Here is an 18,556-nt window from a genome sequence, read left to right on the forward strand (position 1 = left end):
AGGAGGGCCACCATTGATTGAAGCTGGAATAGAAGCATTAATAATGATTTTGGAACCATCTAGACTACTATTTATGCTGTTAGGGATTGGATTAGGATTATCTATTGGTCTTCTTCCTGGCTTAAGCGGTACCGTCGGAATGGCAATCCTCCTACCATTTGTTTACGGAATGGATCCTTATTCCGGAATGGCTCTGCTAATAGGGATGACAGCTGTATTGCATACTGGGGACACGTTCCCATCCGTTTTGTTGGGTGTCCCTGGTTCTTCAGGGTCTCAGGCAACTATTATGGATGGACATCCTTTGGCACAAAGCGGCGAGGCCTCACGAGCCTTAAGTGCTGCGTTTATCGCTTCCATGATTGGTGGTGTTATTGGAGGACTTATTCTCTATTTGTCAATCCCAATCATACGCCCGTTAGTCCTGGCATTTGGTTCGCCGGAATTATTTATGCTAGCGTTACTGGGGCTCAGCATGGTAGGGATATTGGCAGGGAAATTCCCTATTCGTGGAGTTCTTGCTGGACTATTTGGACTGATGCTTGGAAGTATTGGTAGTGCTCCGGCTGTACCGGAATATCGGTATACCTTTGACTTCATTTATTTATCCAATGGAATTCCTCTTGCAGTATTTGCGCTTGGTTTGTTTGCTTTTCCGGTAATGATAGATTTACTAGCGGCCGATCGGAGTATTTCCAAGACAGTCCCCAAATTAGGAGGATGGACAAAAGGTCTAAAGGATATAGTTGCCAATAAGTGGCTGGTGATCCGAAGCTCCACTCTAGGCTCTGTACTCGGATTTATACCGGGGGTTGGGGGAAGTGTCGTTGATTGGATTTCCTATGGTCTTGCAAAACAGACATCTAGGAAGAACCACTTTGGCGAAGGGGACATAAGAGGTGTTATTGCTCCTGAGAGTTCTAATAACGCAAAAGAAGGGGGCTCTTTAATTCCGACATTAATGTTTGGGATTCCAGGAAGTGGGACAACTGCTATTCTGCTTGGGGGACTGACATTATTGGGATTACAGGCCGGTCCTAGTTTGCTGACCACTGATTTATCCTTAACATTATCTATTGTGTGGACCTTGGTGATAGCAAATGTGATTGGGGCTGCAGCTTGTTTGGTTCTGAGCAAACCAATATCCAAGTTAAGTAGTATTCCCGCTAAAAAATTGGTTCCATTCCTATTAATTATCATCCTCCTCGGTACTTATCAAAGTACCTCACACTGGGGAGACTTAATTGCATTTTTTGTAATAGGAATAATAGGATGGTTTATGACATGGCTGGATTGGCCAAGAGCACCGATGCTCATCGGTTTTGTCCTGGCTCCGGCAACGGAACGTTACTTATGGATTTCTATGTCCAGATATGACTTCAACTGGCTTGCAAGACCAGGGGTGATCATAATTGGGGTATTAATCATTCTCATTGTTGCTGCCGGTATATATTTAAAAAGGAAAGAAGACCGGTTAAAGGAAAATGATGGGAGGGCCATGTAATGAGTATAAGTAAATCTAAAATGTCCTTGATATTTACTACCCTACTTACTTTGCTATTTATATGGGGAGCCGTTGAAGCGACAACATTTACTGATAAGGCCAGATTTTTCCCATTGTATATATCCATTATAGCTACCATCTTTGTGATAACAGAGCTGATGCTGACTGTCACCCGGTTAGTAAAAAAAGAAAGTGACTCTTCTTCATTTCACCCTAACTTAATGGAAGCTTTAAAATATATGGGATGGATGCTGTTTTTATTAGGTGCTATTTACTTGGTGGGGTTTAAGGTGGGAGCTGTCGTCTTTCTTGGAGCCTTCCTATACTTCGTGACAGGATTGAAATTGAGGAAAATACTGGTTGTAGTGGCAGTGACTTTTATTTGTATGTACATTTTTGGAGATTACTATATGAATTTGCACTGGCCTGGAAATTTAATGAATTGGTAATTATGAAAGGGAAAAGTCCAGGTCATCAAAAACGTTCTGGTGACCTGGTTATTCATGATTATTTCGTTCCATAATATTCTTCCATAAACTCAATAAAGGTTTTAACGACAGGGAAATTTAAAGAATTTTCTTTGTAAATTAGGCTCGTGTTACGCAAAATAGTTTTGCCAGCGCTATCTTTTATAGGGTGTATAAATAAATCATCCTCGACTTCATTTAGGCCGATACTTGGTATGATTGCATACCCTAGACCATTTAAGACCAAATTGCGGCTCGTTTCAATATTATCCAAATGCATTGTGATATTTGGGGGAACACTGAAGTTCTTTTGCCACCATCTATCAATGAGGCGCTGCAACTCAGAATCTGTTTTGTAAGAGATTCTGGGCAAAGAAGGGAGCTTATCCAGCTCTATGGGAAACTTGGAGATGATGCAAATCGTTTCTTTATCCAGTTTTAATTGTCCCTCGTTCCATTTGTTTTCTCCTCGGACAATACCAACATAAACATCTTCTTCTTCCAACATTCTGACTATTTCTGGGCTTAAGCCAGTATATAAAGAAAATTGGATATTTTTATATTTACTAGTGAAATCTCTTAATATATCGGGGAGGCTAAATCGAGCGAAATTGGACGAAACACCCAATCTAATTGTACCTTCCGTAGAGTTGTTCATGTTGACTACATGATCTTTAACCTTTTGGAGCTCTTTCAGCATCCGTAAGGAATAAGTCACCAAATGTTCTCCTTCTGCACTGAATTTAACACCGCGTTTGTTACGCCACAGGATTGTTATTCCAATATCTTCCTCTAATTGTTTTATTCTATATGTAAGTGCAGGTTGGGAGATGAACAGTTTTTCAGAAGCTCTGGTAATGTTTCTTTCTTCATTTAATGTTTTGAGAATTAACCAATCTTTTTCGTCCAATGAATGCCACCTGCCTTAAAATGTATATTCTCTGAAGATGTACTATCTGTTTAATTATGACTTAATTCTTTTAAAAAGTGAAGAAATGGTTACCTCTTAAGAAGGGAGGGGGGTGACATGGACTACGTATTATTTATATTCTATTCAATGATGGGAGGCTGGCTAGGACAGCGGTTAAAGATTCCCATGGGAGCATTTCTTGGGGCGATGGGAGCAGTAGGTCTGTGGAAAATCTATGCAGAAAGTTTATTTACGGCAGGCGACAGTATCCTATTTATTGCTCAAGTTCTATTGGGGACTATGATAGGCCTGTCCTTTTCTCATTTCGATAAGCAGGAATTAAAAAAAATATTCTCCGGTCTCGTTGTGTTGAGTATCGGAGTTCTCTGCATAATTTTTGGAATAGGTTGGTTACTAAGTTATACATCTAATATATCACCTAAAGTTGCCATTATTGCAGCAGCTCCAGGATCGATTGCTGAAATGGCTACCTTAGCGAATGAAATGAAGCTTGATCCTTTGGTTGTAGTTTCTTTGCATGTTGTTCGGGTAGTGACGGTGGTTTTTCTCTTATCCTTATTTGTAAATTATATGAATAAAAAAAAGAATGCATTAAGGGGGTGAGCTAATGAATGAAAGGTTTGTTTTAGCATCAGCCTCTTTAGCAGGGGGGACAGTTGGCTGGTTTGCAGGGATTCCATTAGGTGTCATGATAGGAGCGATAGTAGCTGTCGCTATTCTGCAGGTTATGTGGAAAAAAATCTCTCCATTAAGACCATCCATTAAAAAGGGTATCCAGTCTTTAATTGGAGGTATAACGGGTTTAAATTTTTCAAGCGATCTCTTTCAAACCCTATCGACTCTCTGGAAACCAGCACTCTTATTGCTGTTCTTTCAGATTGTGGTGACTAGTCTGGTCGTTCTGATTCTGAATCGTTTTCTGAAATGGGACTTGCTCACCGCTGCTTGTAGTGCTGCACCAGCCGGACTTAGTGAAATTGTAGTCATTACAGATGGACTTAATCTTCCAATGACTACGATCATTTCCATACATTTGTTTAGGGTGGTATTAATATTGACGATTGTTCCCATATCGCTAGCATTATTATTTTAAATAAATGAGGAGGAAATTTAATGAAAATATTGGTTTTAGGTGATTATGAAGATGTCTATCATTCATCTGAAGCTGCTCTGCGTTTGAAAAAGAAGGGATATAATATTAGTTCTGTCACCAGGTCGGTAAATACTGAAGAAATTGTTACTTTAGCAGATAAAATGGATGCTATCGTATTGGTTCGTGAGAGGACACCCTTGGATCGTGATACTATTTCCCGTTTTTCTGATGTGAAGATAATATCCCAAACTGGAAAAGGAACAGCACACCTTGATGTGGATGCTATAAATGAATACGGAATTCATCTAACTACTACACCTGGCGGCTCTACACCATCTGTAGTGGAACTAACCATCGGTTTAATGATTGGTGCATCCCGCCAATTCTCCCTTCATCAAAAAATGCTCAAAGATGGCAGGTGGATGCAACATCCTGGTGTGGAGCTACACGGAAAACAGTTGGGAATCCTAGGATATGGCAAGATTGGAAAAGAAGTAGCAAGGGTTGGAAAGGCAATTGGGATGAAGGTGAAAGTGTGGAGACCTACTGGTTCTATGGAAGAAGCTCGAAGAGACAACATAGAAGTGGGGACATTGGAGAATGTTCTTCAAACTTCAGATGTGTTAAGTCTTCATATGAGGTTTTCAATGGAATGGAAAGGTTTTTTAAACAAAGATAGACTTCAGATGCTTAAAGATCAAGCAATTTTCGTTAATACTTCCAGAGGAGGGTTTGTTGATGAAAAGGCACTAGCTGAATTGGTTCGTACCCAACAGTTGAAAGGAGTAGGGATCGATGTATTTAAAGAAGAACCACTTGTTATCAATTCGTTCAAAGATTGTGATAATGCCATCTTGACTCCTCATATTGGTTATATAACTATAGATGCACTTCAGAGATTTGCGGAAGCTGCACTGACCAATATAGAAGATTATTTTGAAAGTAAGTAATACCAATATACTCCGTTAATTACTTCAATAGTGTCCTACCACTCCTCTTTTCATTCTTATCATAAAAAAAACTTATTAAAGATAATAAAATATTGATATTTTAGTTATCGATGAAATTCTCTTATCATTATAGATAGAGAAGGAAACTTGAAGAAAGGGAGTATGCAAATGGGGCGGGACTTTGAAAAAATAAAGGCAGCGATCTTAAGAGGTGGTACTAGTAAAGGTGTGTATCTGATGCACAATGAACTCCCAAATGATGAGAAGCATCGGGAAAAAGTAATACTTTCATTATTTGGAAGCCCAGACGTTCGTCAGATAGATGGGCTAGGGGGAGCAGATCCTTTAACAAGCAAAGTGGCCATCATAAGACCATCTCTTCGCGAAGATGCGGATGTGGATTATACATTTGGTCAGGTATCCATTGACAAAAAACACATTGATTATCGTAGTAACTGTGGGAACATTTCTTCAGGCGTTGGCCCTTTTGCGATTGATGAAGGAATAGTACCTGCAGTTGAACCGGTTACGGTGGTTAGAATATATAATACAAATACCCAAAAGATCATTGAAGCAGAAGTACAGGTGGAAGATGGTAAATCACTGACCATTGGTAATTGCTATATTCCAGGTGTTCCCAATCCTGGAGCAAGAATTATGCTTAACTTTTTGAATTCTGGTGGGTCTAAAACTGGAAAGACACTACCAACAGGTAATCCAAAAGATACCATTACATTAGAGAATGGAAGAATCATTGATGTCAGTATTGTGGATGCTTCAACTCCAGCAGTTTTTGTAAGGGCTTTTGATATTGGTCTGACAGGTATTGAAACTCCTGAACAAATAGAAAGCGATCCCGAACGATTGGAGCTATTAGAAGAAATACGTGCAACTGGGGCATATATGCTAGGGCTGGTAAAAACAAAAAAAGAAGCAAAGCTCATTTCTCAGTCTGTGCCAAAAATCATTTTTGTTTCTCCTCCCCAATCCTATCAAGGGATTAATGGTATGGAAATAGCTGAAGGAAATATTAACTTTAACGCCAGAGCAATGGCAATGGGCAAGATGCATAAGGCATTCGCTGTTACAGGGGGAATTTGTACTTCTACTGCTTCCCTGATAGAAGGAACGGTTGTAAATGAGGTGAGTGAATACAGGCAGGGAGAGGGTATTAAAATCGGTCATCCGACAGGGACCATGGATTTTAGTATAGAAATAGAATACGTTGGTGGTCAATATCATGTAACTCGATCAGCGGTAGCGAGAACATCACGCCGAATAATGGATGGGTTTGCTTATATTCCCGCTAAGGTATTAGGGAATGAGGCTTCTAGTGCACATCAAAAAAAAGAAGAAACTGTATGACTATATACCAAAAGATTTAGAGTTCATAACGGTTTGAAAATATTTGATGGAGGAATCTCTATGCAAAATACAAATGAAAAGTATGACGTGATTGTAGTTGGCGCAGGAAATGCTGCTTTATGTGCAGCGATTTCAGCCAGAGAAAATGGAGCTAAGGTTCTTGTATTAGAGAAAGGACCGAAACATAAAAGAGGTGGTAATTCTTTTTTTACTGATGGGGCAATTCGCTTTGCGTATAAAGATAAAGAAGCACTTGCTGAAATCATTCCAGAGCTCAAAGGAGAAGGTGGGGAGAATATTGGAATCCCCCCCTACGAGAGTAAAGACTTCTACAACGATCTGATGGAAGTGACAGAAGGAAAAAGTGATCCAAAACTTGCAAACCAGCTGGTTTCCAAGTCCTATGAAACAATTAAATGGATGAAACAACAAGGTGTGGAATTTGAGCTAAATGAAAATCAGGTGTTTGAAAAGGATGGAAAGAGACAATTTTGGGGTGGACTTCCAGTTAAAACCTATCGGAAGGGTATTGGCTTAATAGAACGATTAATAGAAAAAGCTAGGGAAATGAACATCGATATTATGTACGAAGCTTGCGCCGTAAAATTGCAAGTGGAAGCGGGTAAAATAGCAGGTCTAACTGTGAAAGAAAAAGGCAAAGAAGAACACACAGTTTCTGCAAACTCAGTAATTTTAGCTTGTGGGGGATTTGAAGCAAATAAAGAAAAGCGTATGAAACACATTGGGGAGCAATGGGAAAATGCTGTTGTTCGCGGAACGGAGTACAATACAGGCGATGGACTTGAAATGGCCTTTGCAATTGGAGCTCAGTCGCGGGGACAATGGGATGGATGTCATGCTCATACCACTGACTATAATGCTCCTACTGTTGGTGATTTTAATAAGCCGGGAGATATTTATAAAAAATCCTCCTATCCGCTTGGCCTCATTATTAACAAAAAAGGTCAGCGTTTTGTAGATGAAGGGGCGGACTTCAGGAATTACACTTATGCCAAGTATGGAAAAGAAACATTGAAGCAGCCAAATCAGTTGGCGTATCAGCTCTTTGACTCGCAAGTCCGTTCTTTGCTACGTAAAGAATATGATCTGGAAGAAGCCACCTGTATTAAAGCTGATACCATCGAAGACTTAGCGGAGAAAATGAACGTGGACAAAAACGAATTTTTAAAGACTATCAAAAACTACAATGCGGCGGTTAATGAAGGAGAATACAATCCAAGTATCAAAGATGGAAAATCGACAACTGGTATTACTCCTCCTAAAACGAATTGGGCACTTCGTTTTGATAAAGGACCTTTTTATGCTTATCCGGTCACATGCGGTATTACGTTTACGTTCGGTGCTCTCCATGTAAATAAATGTAGTGAAGTGTTGAATGAACAAAAGGCAGCTATACCTGGACTATTTGCTGCAGGAGAAATGGTTGGGGGTCTTTTCTATCATAATTACCCGGGAGGATCGGGATTAATGTCAGGAGCAGTGTTTGGGAAGATTGCTGGAGAGTCTGCTACAGATTTTTCAAAAAACAGAACTCCTGAGAAGGTAGAAAAAGTGTTTTAAAATTGGAGGAGTTTTATGGCTAAATACAACATTGCTGTTATGGAAGGAGACGGAATTGGGCCGGAGATCGTAAAAGAGACTATGAAGGTCTTACGGCTTGCAGAAGGATTGTTTGAAGGGTTGGTTATTGACTGTCATTATTTTCCAGTAGGTCTATCTTCATTTAATCAGTACGGGTCTACGCTACCGGATGAAACTATTGCTGGCTTAAAACAATGTGATGCGGGGATATTAGGTCCGTTGACGACTCATGCTTATAATACAAATAATCCAGATATGGTCAATGCTAGTGGGAGGTTAAGAAAACAATTTGATCTGTACGCAAATGTAAGACCGGCAAGAACATTTCCAGGTGTCTCTTCCCGGTTTGAAAATGTAGATTTGGTAATAATCAGAGAAAACACGGAAGGAATGTATGCAGATCGAAATCTATATTATAACACAGGTGAATTCATGACAGATTCTGATACGGTTCTTTCCCTTCGTGTCGTTACTAGAAAAGGGTCGGAAAGATTAGCAAAAGTTGGACTTGATTTGGCTTCAGCACGGCATAAAAAGCTATCGATTGTCCATAAGAAGAATGTATTACGTCAAGGCTGTGGCTTGTTTTATGACAGTTGCCACCAAGTAGGGGCAGACTATCCAAATGTGTATATAGACGATTATCATGTGGATGCGTTTGCTATGCATCTTGTCCAAAAGCCTGAAGACTTTGATGTCATTGTGACAACCAATATGTTTGGAGATATCCTCTCCGATCAAGCCGCTGGCCTAATTGGAGGTTTGGGGTTGGCTCCGGGTCTTAATGTTGGTGATTCGTTTCTCTTGGCACAAGCTACACATGGGTCAGCTCCTGATATATCAGGAAAAAATTTAGCAAATCCTATATCTGAAATCCTATCAGCGAAAATGATGCTGGAATGGCTCAGCATACGGAATAATGATCAATACGCTTTAGATGCAGCCTCATTAATAGAAAACGGAGTAGAAGAAACATTATCTCGTGGTTTTAAAACAAAAGATCTAGGAGGTAATCTTTCGACAGAGGAATTCGGTGACCACCTGATAGAAATCATTAAAGAGGTGAAGACGAATAAAGAAAACGCCATTTCATAAATAATAGTTAAATCACAAGGAATCAGAGCATCACCCTTCTCATTTTGACATGATTTTTATCAATGTGTTTATGTCTATACTAGACAGAAGTGAATTTTTTTTAATATTATTTCAACTTCCAGCGCTGTCCTGTTAAAGGACAGCGCTGTTTTTTTGTGTGCGCCAGGCATGTGCACATTCTCTAGGGTTCGAGTCCCGAATCGTGAAGGCAGTAGTAGCGGTTAGCTTAAGACAAGGGTGAGAGGTCGGGGGTTAGTCACCCCCTCCTACTCGATTTTGGTTTGAAAGTTCTTTTCAAAATTATCTCCCCATTTCCCTCACTTCAACCCTACCTATTAAATGAAGATACTATGAAAATGGAGGGAATAAAATGAGAAAACTGAAAAGGTCGGTGTTAAAAGAAGAGATGTTGGTGTTGACGGGGGACTTCAAACTGGCGATGGTGCTGAACCAGATGATTTACTGGTCGCAGTACATGAATGATTTTGAACATTTCATTGAAGAAGAAAGGAAGCGCAATCAAGATATTAAAATTGAGTCGTTGAATGGATGGATTTTTAAAAAGGCTGAGGAACTCGTGGATGAGACGATGATCAATGTCTCGGGTAATGCCATGAGAAGGTATTTGAAAACATTGGTTAAAGCAGGGTGGCTGGATGAGCGTGATAATCCAAAATACAAATGGGACCACACGAAGCAGTATCGGGTCAATTTGGTTAAAATTCAAGCTGACCTTTTTGAGCATGGCTATTATTTAGCTGGTTACAAAGTGGACCTTACGAGCTTGCAAAAGAAGGGTTCGAACCAACAAAAGATGGATCCAGGTACAAAAACTTCTGTTTCAGGCACAAAAGCGATGTCTTCAGGTGAACAATCTCTTGGAACAATACCAGAGATTACTTCAGAAATTACTTTAGAGATTACTACAGAAAATATACCCTTTGTCGCGATTGTCAATTATTTAAACGAAAAAACTTCAAAGAACTACCGAGCAGAGACGAGAAAGACGAGAGAGTTGATCAAAGCGAGATGGAATGAAAACCACCGACTAGAAGAGTTCAAGAAAGTCATCGATAATAAAACAACTGAATGGCTAGATAATCCAACGATGAATAAATTCCTGCGACCAGCAACGTTGTTTGGTAATAACTTTGAAGCTTACTTAAACCAAAAAGAGGTCAACAGTGAAACGGAGTTTGAGAGATATTTAAAGGAGTTGAAGTAAGGGATGGAGCTTAAAGAGACAGGGCGTTTGCTGCAGGAAATTGATCGTTTTTATCCGGGAAAATTGAAACTTGAACCAGCTACTGTCGAAGCATGGTATCGTGTCATGAAAAAGCAGGATTACAAAAAGGTGATAAGACGCCTCGACCAATTTGTCGTATCTAGCCAATATCCTCCGATGATTTATGACCTGTATGACCGTCCACGACCGGAACACAACAAGGATGTGTTATCACAAATTGCAGAATGGGAGGCGAAGGCAGATGGTGGACCAGTACAATCTTGAAGCAGAAATGCTACTGCTTGGCTGCATTCTTATTGATAACTCGATCATCACCGAGGTGGAAGTCAGGCCAGATCAGCTTTCCATTCACCACCAGCAGCTGTTAAAAACGATGTTTGAAATAAGGAAACAGGACGAGGAGATTAACAATGCGACCCTCACTGAGCGGCTCGGATCTGCTCATATGAGTCAGCTTAACATCGGGGATATGATCGGAGCTGTTCCGTCTCCGGAGTCATTTAAAATGTATGAACGAATTCTGCTACGGACTTGGAAAAAGAGTCAGGTGCGTAAGCAGGCTCAGCAATTTTTGTCCAAAACCGAAGAGGTAACAGATGAGGAAGCTGTAGAAAGCTTTTTGCGGGAACTAAAAAGCATTGAAGAAACCGGAATGCAACACGTTGATTTCGTATTGAAGGAGAAATTGATAGAAGTCTATGATCAGGCACTCAATGGCGTATCCAATCGCGGTTTGCATACGGGGTTTCACCAATACGATATGCTCACGAACGGACACGGGAATGGACAGTTGATTATCGTTGCAGCGAGGCCGTCCGTGGGAAAAACCGCTTTCGCCATCAACATGGCGATGGGACACATGGATGAGAACGCATATGGCCATTTATATTCCCTTGAGATGAGCAGTGAACAGTTTCTCAATCGGATGATCGCAGCGAAAGGTCGGATTGACTCTCAGAAAATGCGTTATCCTAAGAGACGATTCGACTCTAATGATTGGGACCGCTATTCGCTTTCCATTAGCGAATTGTCTGAGAAGAATCTGTACTTGTGTGACCAATCGTCAGTGAAAATTACAGAGATGTACGCAAACACGAGAAAACTGATCCGACAGTACCCCAATAAGCAACACTTCATTGTAGTGGATTATCTTCAGCTTCTGCAGCCCATTTCTAATAAAGGGAATCGTCAGGAACAAGTTACTGAGATTTCCCGCGCGCTTAAAACCATCGCTCGCGATTTAAATATCCCGGTGATTGCCTTATCCCAGCTATCAAGAGGCGTCGAATCACGTCAGAATAAACGCCCGACGCTCGCTGACTTGCGTGAGTCCGGTAGTCTCGAGCAAGATGCAGACATCGTTTCGTTTCTTTACCGCGATGACTATTACGATCAGGAGACGGAGCGGAAAAATATCATGGAAATTATCATTGCTAAACAGCGAGAAGGTCCAGTTGGCACCATAGAGCTTGGGTTTGAAAAGCAGCACAATTTGTTCGTAAATCTTGGTGAGGAGGCGGTGGCCAATGACTATCCGGCAAGTATATAACGAAGCGGTTGCTGGGGGGTACACAAGTCTCATTTATTTAATCGAATGGTTGGTCTATGAAAAGAAAGCCGTATCGATGGACGGGGATGCTAGAAATATCGAGTATGTATGTGAAAAATACGGCACGGCACTGAATCCGCATATTGCAGGTTACAAGCGGAGGGTGGAACAGAGGAGAAGAGTAAGCCTCCAGAAACCCATTTAGGAGTTATTCACTTAGCATACCTCACCTTTTACTAGAAAAAATCCAAATTTACTAAACAGGGACTATAGACACAGTCGGTTATTTATGACGAAAAGCTACAGGGATCGGGAGTAATGACCATTTTCACAAATATTTCGAGACTGTACTTAGATGTCATTTCATAGCTTTTTTTGTCATTTTCCGAGGAAAGTGTGTAATTGGTTACTTTAAAACTACTTCTATCGTTTCAAGGAAAATAGAATCATAAAGAGGAAGTGGTTTATAGATTGAGAAGAGTATCTATTTTTTGGGGGGAAATTAGGAGGTTTTAAAATATCTTAATTGGGAGGAAAGGGTATGTTAAAAAAATCAATGGCTTGCACACTTACTATCTTGTTGGTAGTTTCATTCCTGGTTTATCCGAAAACTCATGCATCAGGAAATGGTCCAAACAATAATTCAAATCAAGAGAACAAGATTGAAAGGTTTACAAGCTACGAGGAATTAAGAAGTAAGTTGACCAAGGCAGAAGAACAGTCAGATCTACTAGAAGTTGAGGTATTTGGGCAGTCCGTACAGGGACGGGATCTAAACCTTGTTAAGTTCGGTAATAACCCTGATAATCCTACAATCCTTTATATTACTCAAAAACACGGAACGGCGGCAATTCCAACTGAATCGGCTTTACGGTTCATCCAGTATTTATCCTCAAATAGCAAGGAAGTCCGTGATCTTAGTGAACAAGTAAACATTCTGATTGTTCCTCGTTTGAATCCTGACGGAGCAGAGGGGGATGTGAATTGGGATACGTCAAATTTAATAGATCCCAACGGGCCAACACGAAACAATGCTAACGGAATTGATTTAAACCGTACACATAACAGCCTGTCACAGCCTGAAACAGAGGCACTGCATGAAAACGTACTTAGGGAGTATGATATTGATTTTGCCATCGATTTTCACACACAATCAGCGAATCGAGCTATCGGAGACGATGAACTCGTTTCTGGCTCAATGCTATATCCTACAAATTCGAATGTTAAGGAAGACGTCGTTGAGCAATCTAAGAAATTAGGGAGTGTGATTTACGATGCGTTAGAAAACAGAGGACATGCTAATATTGCTAAGTATGAAAGTGGCAGTACCGTTACCTCTAATGCTCGAAACCACTTTCCAGTCTATTATGAAATCCCTACTTTGTTGCTTGAACTAAGAGGGGTTACGAATTCACCTGACAACCCGTCGATTCTTGGACAAAAAAGCAATGGTCATTTAATCGAGCAAGGTTTGATTTCTATGAAAGAAGCCACCTCAGCAGTAGCAGACAGCTCAATCCACGAAGCTGATACAAGCTTTTGGGACACACTTGAGGAGCAATATACGTTGACTATCGAGGATATTTTAGCTTCTTCAAATCTACAGCTTAGTGGTCCTCAAGTAACACCGCATCAGGCGATAAAAACTGAACGTTTTACAAGTAACGAAGAACTCAAGGACGCTTTGATCAAGGCAGATGATCAATCGGATTTACTGGAAGTAGACGTATTTGGTCAGTCGGTCCAGGGGCGTGATCTTCATCTTGTTAAATTTGGTAATAATCCAGACAATCCGACTCTGCTTTATATCACTCAAAAACATGGTAATGAAGCACTACCTACAGAATCAGCTTTACGTCTGATTCAGCGGTTGTCAGCAAATAGCAAGGAAGTCCGTGAACTTAGCGAGCAAGTCAACCTCCTTATCGTACCGCGTTTAAATCCTGATGGGGCAGAGGGTGATGTGAATTGGGATACGTCAAATTTATTAGACCCAAATGGACCAACAAGAAACAATGCGAATGGCATTGACTTGAATCGTACGCACAACAGTCTTTCCCAGCCTGAAACGAGAGCATTGCATGAAAATATTTTACAGGAGTATGAAATTGATTTTGCGATAGATTTTCATACGCAAACAGCTGATCGTGCTGTAGGAGACAATGAATTAGTATCAGGATCAATTCTTTACCCTACAAACTCAGGTGTAAAGGAAAATGTGCTCTATCAATCTAAACAAATAGGATCGGTCCTTTACCATTCATTAGAGAATAAAGGCTATGCCAATATAGCTAAATACGATAGTGAAGGAACAGCAACTTCAAATGCTAGAAACCACCTTCCTGCAAATTATGATATCCCGACCTTATTATTTGAGATGAGAGGCTTTACTAACTCTCCTTACCATACGTCAATATCAGGCCAAAAAAGTAACGGGAACCTAATTGAACAAGGCGTTGTAGCAATGAAGTCTGTGCTTGAAGCATCTGCTAATAAATCAATATATGAGGCGGATATCAGTTTTTGGGATGCCCTTGAGGTACAATACAAACTTTACTAAGTGAAACAAACCCGGAGAATTTTCTCTGGGTTTGTTTTATTTGAAGCATGGGAACTGTTTTCATGCTGCTTTTTTGAATTATCTCATCCCCTTTAAGTTTTCCTCTCGAGTTTCAAAAATTTCCTCTTTCTAAATTAGCTCTTCGAATGAATTTCATCATTCTGAGCCCGGGCAGCTCAACGGTTTGTGTTTAAAAGCTCCCTTAATAAAAAAGATCTTCTGCGAAGTAGGCCGTAATCTGTAAGGCTCCTGCGGAAAAACGGACCAGCCGAGACCCCGCAGGGCGCATTTCCCCGAGGAGGCTTGGCGGTTCGTCCGCGGAAAGCGAGCAGATGGAGGCCAACGGAGCTTAATAAAGCTACTCTTAATTTAACAGCAAGCAAGTTGGAGACCGTACCCAAGTTGAAATGTGTCTAAAAAGTCCCTTAATAAAAAAGATCTTCTGCGAAGTAGGCCGTAATCTGTAAGGCTCCTGCGGAAAAACGGACCAGCCGAAACCCCGCAGGGCGCATTTCCCCGAGGAGGCTTGGCGGTTCGTCCGCGGAAAGCGAGCAGATGGAGGCCAACGGAGCTTAATAAAGTTACTCTTAATTTAACAGCAAGCAAGTTGGAGACCGTAGCAAGTCAAAGGAAGTCTCGGGGACTCACTTACATAATTTCACTCCAGTGCCACATGCTAAGTAGATGAACGAAATTATACTGGATTAGTGAGGTGTCCCATGGAAGCTAGTTGGCTATCGATCATCCCTTTTTTATTGGTTATTCCTATAGCGATGTATACGAGACAAGTATTGCCCGGTCTAATTGTTGGTTTGCTAGTTGGTTCTTACCTTGCTAATCCGAGTCTTCTGGGTGGCATCCAAACAATGCTTACTTATGTAGTTGAAGCATTGATTGATGAAAACAATATTAAAATCATTGTGTTTCTTTATGCTTTTTCTGGCCTTGTTGGCATCATTAAAACGAGTGGTGGCATTAAAGGGTTTGTTGAAGCTGCGTCTGAGAAGGTTGTGAATAAAAAACAAGCGCTTATTCTTACATATATTTCTACGATCGGTACCTTTAGTGCTCCAACTTTTCGGTTTGTTACCATTGCTCCTATTATGAAAGCGCTCTTGAAAAAAGTAAAAATGTCTACGAAAGAGCTTGGATTTGTGATTGAAACAACAGCAACACCTGTCATTGTTTTAATACCTGTTGCAACGGCCTTTGTTGGATATATGGTATCGGTTATTCAAATTTCGGTGGAGAATGAGGGGAGCTCACTAGACCCGTATGATTTATTCATTCGAAGTATTCCGTTTAACTTTTTTGCCTTTGTGATTATTTTGCTTGGAATCTACTTGAGTTTCTTTCACCATTCCCAAACAGACGCGCCAACAGAAATAAAAGATGAGGAGCCAGAAGAAGATTGGCATAATTGTCATCCATCCGTATCGTTGGATTTACCGAATAAACCTTGGAATTTAATTATCCCGATTATATTGGTCATTAGCCTCACGTTATTTTTAACGTGGTGGGATGGCAGGGGAGAAGGTGTGAATTTTTTTCAAGCGTTTATTAAGGCTGATGTATTGCAAGCGATGGTGGTTGCCTTGGTAATTACTGTTTTGTTGAGTATGATCTTCTTTTTATTTCAGCGTTTTGAACTGTCAAATTTGATAGACAGTTTTATTCTGGGTGGAAATGAATTAATGTCGGTCATTGTCCTATTATCCGTTGTTTGGGGATTATCTTCCGTGACGGATGATTTAGGTTTATCCAGCTTTGTTACGGAAAATATAGGATGGATCCCTCATATGTTTCTCACACCTTTACTGTTCTTGTTCGGGGCTGCTATATCTTACTTTATCGGATCGGCATGGGGAGCGTGGGGGATATTAATGCCTCTAGGTGTTTCTCTTTCCTTTGCTGCAGACGTAAATCTCCCCTTAGTGATTGGAGCCGTGTTTGCTAGTGGCTCTTTCGGGGCGTTTTCTTCTCCATTAAGTGATGACACAAATACAATTGCAAAAATACTCGGGCTAACTGTCATTGACTACGCACACTTTAAGTTAAAACCTGCGCTGATTGCCGCTGCCATTACTGCCGTTCTCTATACTGTTATTCCGTTTTTGTTATGATGAACAAAAAGAGCAGTCAGCGATAACTGCTCACCTTAGCGATTCGTATTTTTTCCGGTAGTTGGATAATGCGAGAAGGGGCCAAATATAGTTGTAGCTATGATAATAGATATAAAAATGACCGGGAATCGCGGCACCTGTCGGGTAGTTGGTCGTCCAATCATTTCGGTGAAGGTTCTCGATTAAATAGGTGACGCCGCGCTGGATGGCCTCTGTCGGTTTGTCAAAAGCAGCCACTAAGGCATCGATGGCCCAGGCGGTTTGAGACAACGTACTGGCACCGAGTGGCACATAGACTTTGCGGATATCGCTGTAACACGATTCCCCCCAGCCCCCGTCATTATTTTGGATCGAACGTAGCCAGTTCACTCCGCGTTTGATGGAAGCGTGGCTTGAATCGATGCCAATGGCTTTCATCCCTGTCAGAGCAGCCCACGTACCGTAAATGTAACAAATGCCCCACCGACCGTACCATGAACCGTCTGTTTCCTGATTCTTCACAAGCCACCGAAACGCGTCTTCCATTTGCGGGTGGGGCAAAAGAATGTTCGCTTCGTTTCCTAAAAACTCAAGAGCCCTGCCGGTTAAATCGGTTGTAGAAGGGTCAAGGAGGATGCGTCCAGCGTTTGGAAAAGGAAGTAGCGTGATCCGTTTTTTCGTTGTATTTTTCTCAAATGCGGCCCATCCTCCGTCCTTGTTTTGCATTGACATTACCCAGTCAAGTCCCCTGTTCCAGGCATTTCGATACTGCGGATGTTCAAGGACCGTCTGTTTGACCGCCCGTAACGAAGCGGCCGTATCGTCGACGTCAGGGAGAAATGTATTAATGTCTGAAAACCCCCAGCCCCCGGGCAAGGTGCTTGGATTATTAAATGCCCAGTCCCCGTAAAGGACATGTTGGCGTGAAAGTAAATAATGATTAGCTTTTACGACCATCTCATCTGCTGACGGGACACCGGCTTGTTGGAGGGCGTGGGATAGTTGTGAAGTATCCCAAATCGTGGACGTGGCAAATTCAATATGATAAAAGCGAGTCGTTAGGCAAACTTGGTTTTTAATCCCGTTAACTGCCTTCGTGATAAGTGGATGTTTTTTCGAGTAGCCAAGGGCTAGAAGGGCGAACACCATGAACACGGTGGCGCTAACATAACTAAAGTGTAATCCGTCAGGCTCAATCCGCTCAAGGAGAAGCCGTTCCGCTTTTTTTAATGCGTCCTTTCGCAGCTGTTTAGGTGCGTCTAGCAACTTTTTAATTTCGTTTTTAATTGTTTGCAAGATTAATCTCGATTCCTCGGTATCAAACTCCGCATTATTTGGAACACGTGATGAAATGAGACTTGATAGGTCGGGTGTTTGTTTAGTTTTCCGGCTATAGTCGAGGGTGGATGGAATAAGAACAGCCGTGAGGTGCACACGAGAGTAGCTGACAATATCGTAAACATTCACCGGTGAAGAACGAGGAAGAAGGAGAAGTTCAATAGGAACTTTAAACAGCTTGGGCCAGCGAATTTGTTCGTTTAATGCGAGCATGGCTTGTGTAAAGGGGCCAGTGCCAGTCAACCCACCGTGCTTCAAAATAAACGCTTTTGCTCTTTTCATATTGTTCGAATGTTCTTTTACGTACCCGGAATAAAGTAAAGCAAAATACGCCTCTACGGTAACGGAGAGGTGGCCTTCTTTTTCATCACGGAACAGTTTCCATGCGCCATTTTTTTCTTGTTTATGAAGGAGTCGTTCCACCAGTTGCTTTATGAGCCATTCTTCTCCCTCGTATTCGAGAGTTCTTAAAAGAATGATCGTATACGCGTCTGTCATCGGGCCTGTTTCAAAACAAAACCGCCATGACCCGTCATTTACCTGCATAGCCCGCAGCTCTTGGACTAACGTATCGATCGTTTTCGTTACATCCTTGTTCAAGCGATCCCCCCCAATTGCTACTTCCATTTGATTCGCGTACATACTTCCTCCGAAAAGAAGTATATGTGTGTGCCTGCTTAATTAGAACGGGTTTTGTAGTGCTGTGACTTGTCGAACTATCGCAATGTACCATATAAAAAAGTGCTAAAGCATT

Annotated in this window: 16 protein-coding genes; 14 read left to right on the forward strand and 2 right to left on the reverse strand. The window is 41.3% G+C overall.

The annotated features are described in order from the left end of the window. Window positions 1-13 precede the first annotated feature (13 nt). Complete coding sequence (locus CDZ94_RS16935) at window positions 14-1,504, forward strand: tripartite tricarboxylate transporter permease (protein WP_096439055.1); 1,491 nt, start codon at window positions 14-16, stop codon at window positions 1,502-1,504. Next, window positions 1,504-1,953, forward strand: coding sequence for a tripartite tricarboxylate transporter TctB family protein (locus tag CDZ94_RS16940; protein WP_096439057.1), 450 nt, complete (start codon window positions 1,504-1,506; stop codon window positions 1,951-1,953). The genes CDZ94_RS16935 and CDZ94_RS16940 overlap by 1 nt, the downstream gene beginning before the upstream one ends. 58 nt (window positions 1,954-2,011) lie before the next feature. Here the strand turns inward: CDZ94_RS16940 and CDZ94_RS16945 are convergent, their stop codons facing one another. After that, window positions 2,012-2,881, reverse strand: a complete 870-nt coding sequence (locus tag CDZ94_RS16945; RefSeq protein WP_096439059.1) for a LysR family transcriptional regulator — start codon at window positions 2,879-2,881, stop codon at window positions 2,012-2,014. 117 nt (window positions 2,882-2,998) lie between these two features. On the opposite strand from CDZ94_RS16945, the gene CDZ94_RS16950 reads away from it, so the two are divergent. The 12 genes from CDZ94_RS16950 to CDZ94_RS17005 all read left to right on the forward strand — a co-directional run bounded on the left by CDZ94_RS16950 (window position 2,999) and on the right by CDZ94_RS17005 (window position 16,485). Continuing rightward, a complete protein-coding gene (locus tag CDZ94_RS16950; protein ID WP_096439061.1) occupies window positions 2,999-3,505 on the forward strand; it encodes an AbrB family transcriptional regulator in 507 nt (168 codons plus the stop codon). Window positions 3,506-3,509: 4 nt separating this feature from the next. Next, entirely contained in the window at window positions 3,510-3,995 is a 486-nt protein-coding gene (locus tag CDZ94_RS16955; RefSeq protein WP_096439063.1) for an AbrB family transcriptional regulator, read from the forward strand. 20 nt (window positions 3,996-4,015) lie between these two features. Beyond that, the gene (locus CDZ94_RS16960) at window positions 4,016-4,945 is read left to right on the forward strand and encodes a 2-hydroxyacid dehydrogenase (protein ID WP_096439065.1); all 930 of its coding nucleotides are present in this window, start codon (window positions 4,016-4,018) and stop codon (window positions 4,943-4,945) included. 168 nt (window positions 4,946-5,113) lie between these two features. Next, window positions 5,114-6,310, forward strand: a complete 1,197-nt coding sequence (locus tag CDZ94_RS16965; protein ID WP_096439067.1) for a 2-methylaconitate cis-trans isomerase PrpF family protein — start codon at window positions 5,114-5,116, stop codon at window positions 6,308-6,310. 60 nt (window positions 6,311-6,370) lie between these two features. After that, on the forward strand, window positions 6,371-7,891 hold the full coding sequence (gene tcuA / locus CDZ94_RS16970; protein ID WP_096439069.1) for an FAD-dependent tricarballylate dehydrogenase TcuA: 1,521 nt from the start codon (window positions 6,371-6,373) through the stop codon (window positions 7,889-7,891). A gap of 15 nt (window positions 7,892-7,906) precedes the next feature. Then, window positions 7,907-9,007, forward strand: coding sequence for an isocitrate/isopropylmalate dehydrogenase family protein (locus CDZ94_RS16975; RefSeq protein WP_096439071.1), 1,101 nt, complete (start codon window positions 7,907-7,909; stop codon window positions 9,005-9,007). A gap of 370 nt (window positions 9,008-9,377) precedes the next feature. Then, window positions 9,378-10,232, forward strand: a complete 855-nt coding sequence (locus CDZ94_RS16980; protein WP_245415751.1) for a conserved phage C-terminal domain-containing protein — start codon at window positions 9,378-9,380, stop codon at window positions 10,230-10,232. Between the two features lie 3 nt (window positions 10,233-10,235). Continuing rightward, a complete protein-coding gene (locus CDZ94_RS16985; protein WP_096439073.1) occupies window positions 10,236-10,517 on the forward strand; it encodes a replicative helicase loader/inhibitor in 282 nt (93 codons plus the stop codon). Further along, entirely contained in the window at window positions 10,495-11,802 is a 1,308-nt protein-coding gene (locus CDZ94_RS16990; RefSeq protein ID WP_198546734.1) for a replicative DNA helicase, read from the forward strand. The genes CDZ94_RS16985 and CDZ94_RS16990 overlap by 23 nt, the downstream gene beginning before the upstream one ends. After that, window positions 11,780-12,007, forward strand: coding sequence for a hypothetical protein (locus tag CDZ94_RS16995; RefSeq protein WP_096439077.1), 228 nt, complete (start codon window positions 11,780-11,782; stop codon window positions 12,005-12,007). The genes CDZ94_RS16990 and CDZ94_RS16995 overlap by 23 nt, the downstream gene beginning before the upstream one ends. Before the next feature lie 336 nt (window positions 12,008-12,343). Then, entirely contained in the window at window positions 12,344-14,362 is a 2,019-nt protein-coding gene (locus CDZ94_RS17000) for a M14 family zinc carboxypeptidase (RefSeq protein ID WP_096439079.1), read from the forward strand. A gap of 719 nt (window positions 14,363-15,081) precedes the next feature. Next, window positions 15,082-16,485 carry a Na+/H+ antiporter NhaC family protein gene (locus CDZ94_RS17005; protein WP_096439081.1) on the forward strand — a complete coding sequence of 468 codons (1,404 nt, stop codon included), beginning with the start codon at window positions 15,082-15,084 and terminating at the stop codon, window positions 16,483-16,485. 30 nt (window positions 16,486-16,515) lie between these two features. On the opposite strand, the gene shc is transcribed toward CDZ94_RS17005, so the two are convergent. Further along, complete coding sequence (shc, locus tag CDZ94_RS17010) at window positions 16,516-18,444, reverse strand: squalene--hopene cyclase (protein ID WP_232735640.1); 1,929 nt, start codon at window positions 18,442-18,444, stop codon at window positions 16,516-16,518. Window positions 18,445-18,556 lie beyond the last annotated feature (112 nt).

Source organism: Alteribacter populi, assembly GCF_002352765.1.
In the GTDB taxonomy this organism is placed as follows: domain Bacteria; phylum Bacillota; class Bacilli; order Bacillales; family Salisediminibacteriaceae; genus Alteribacter; species Alteribacter populi.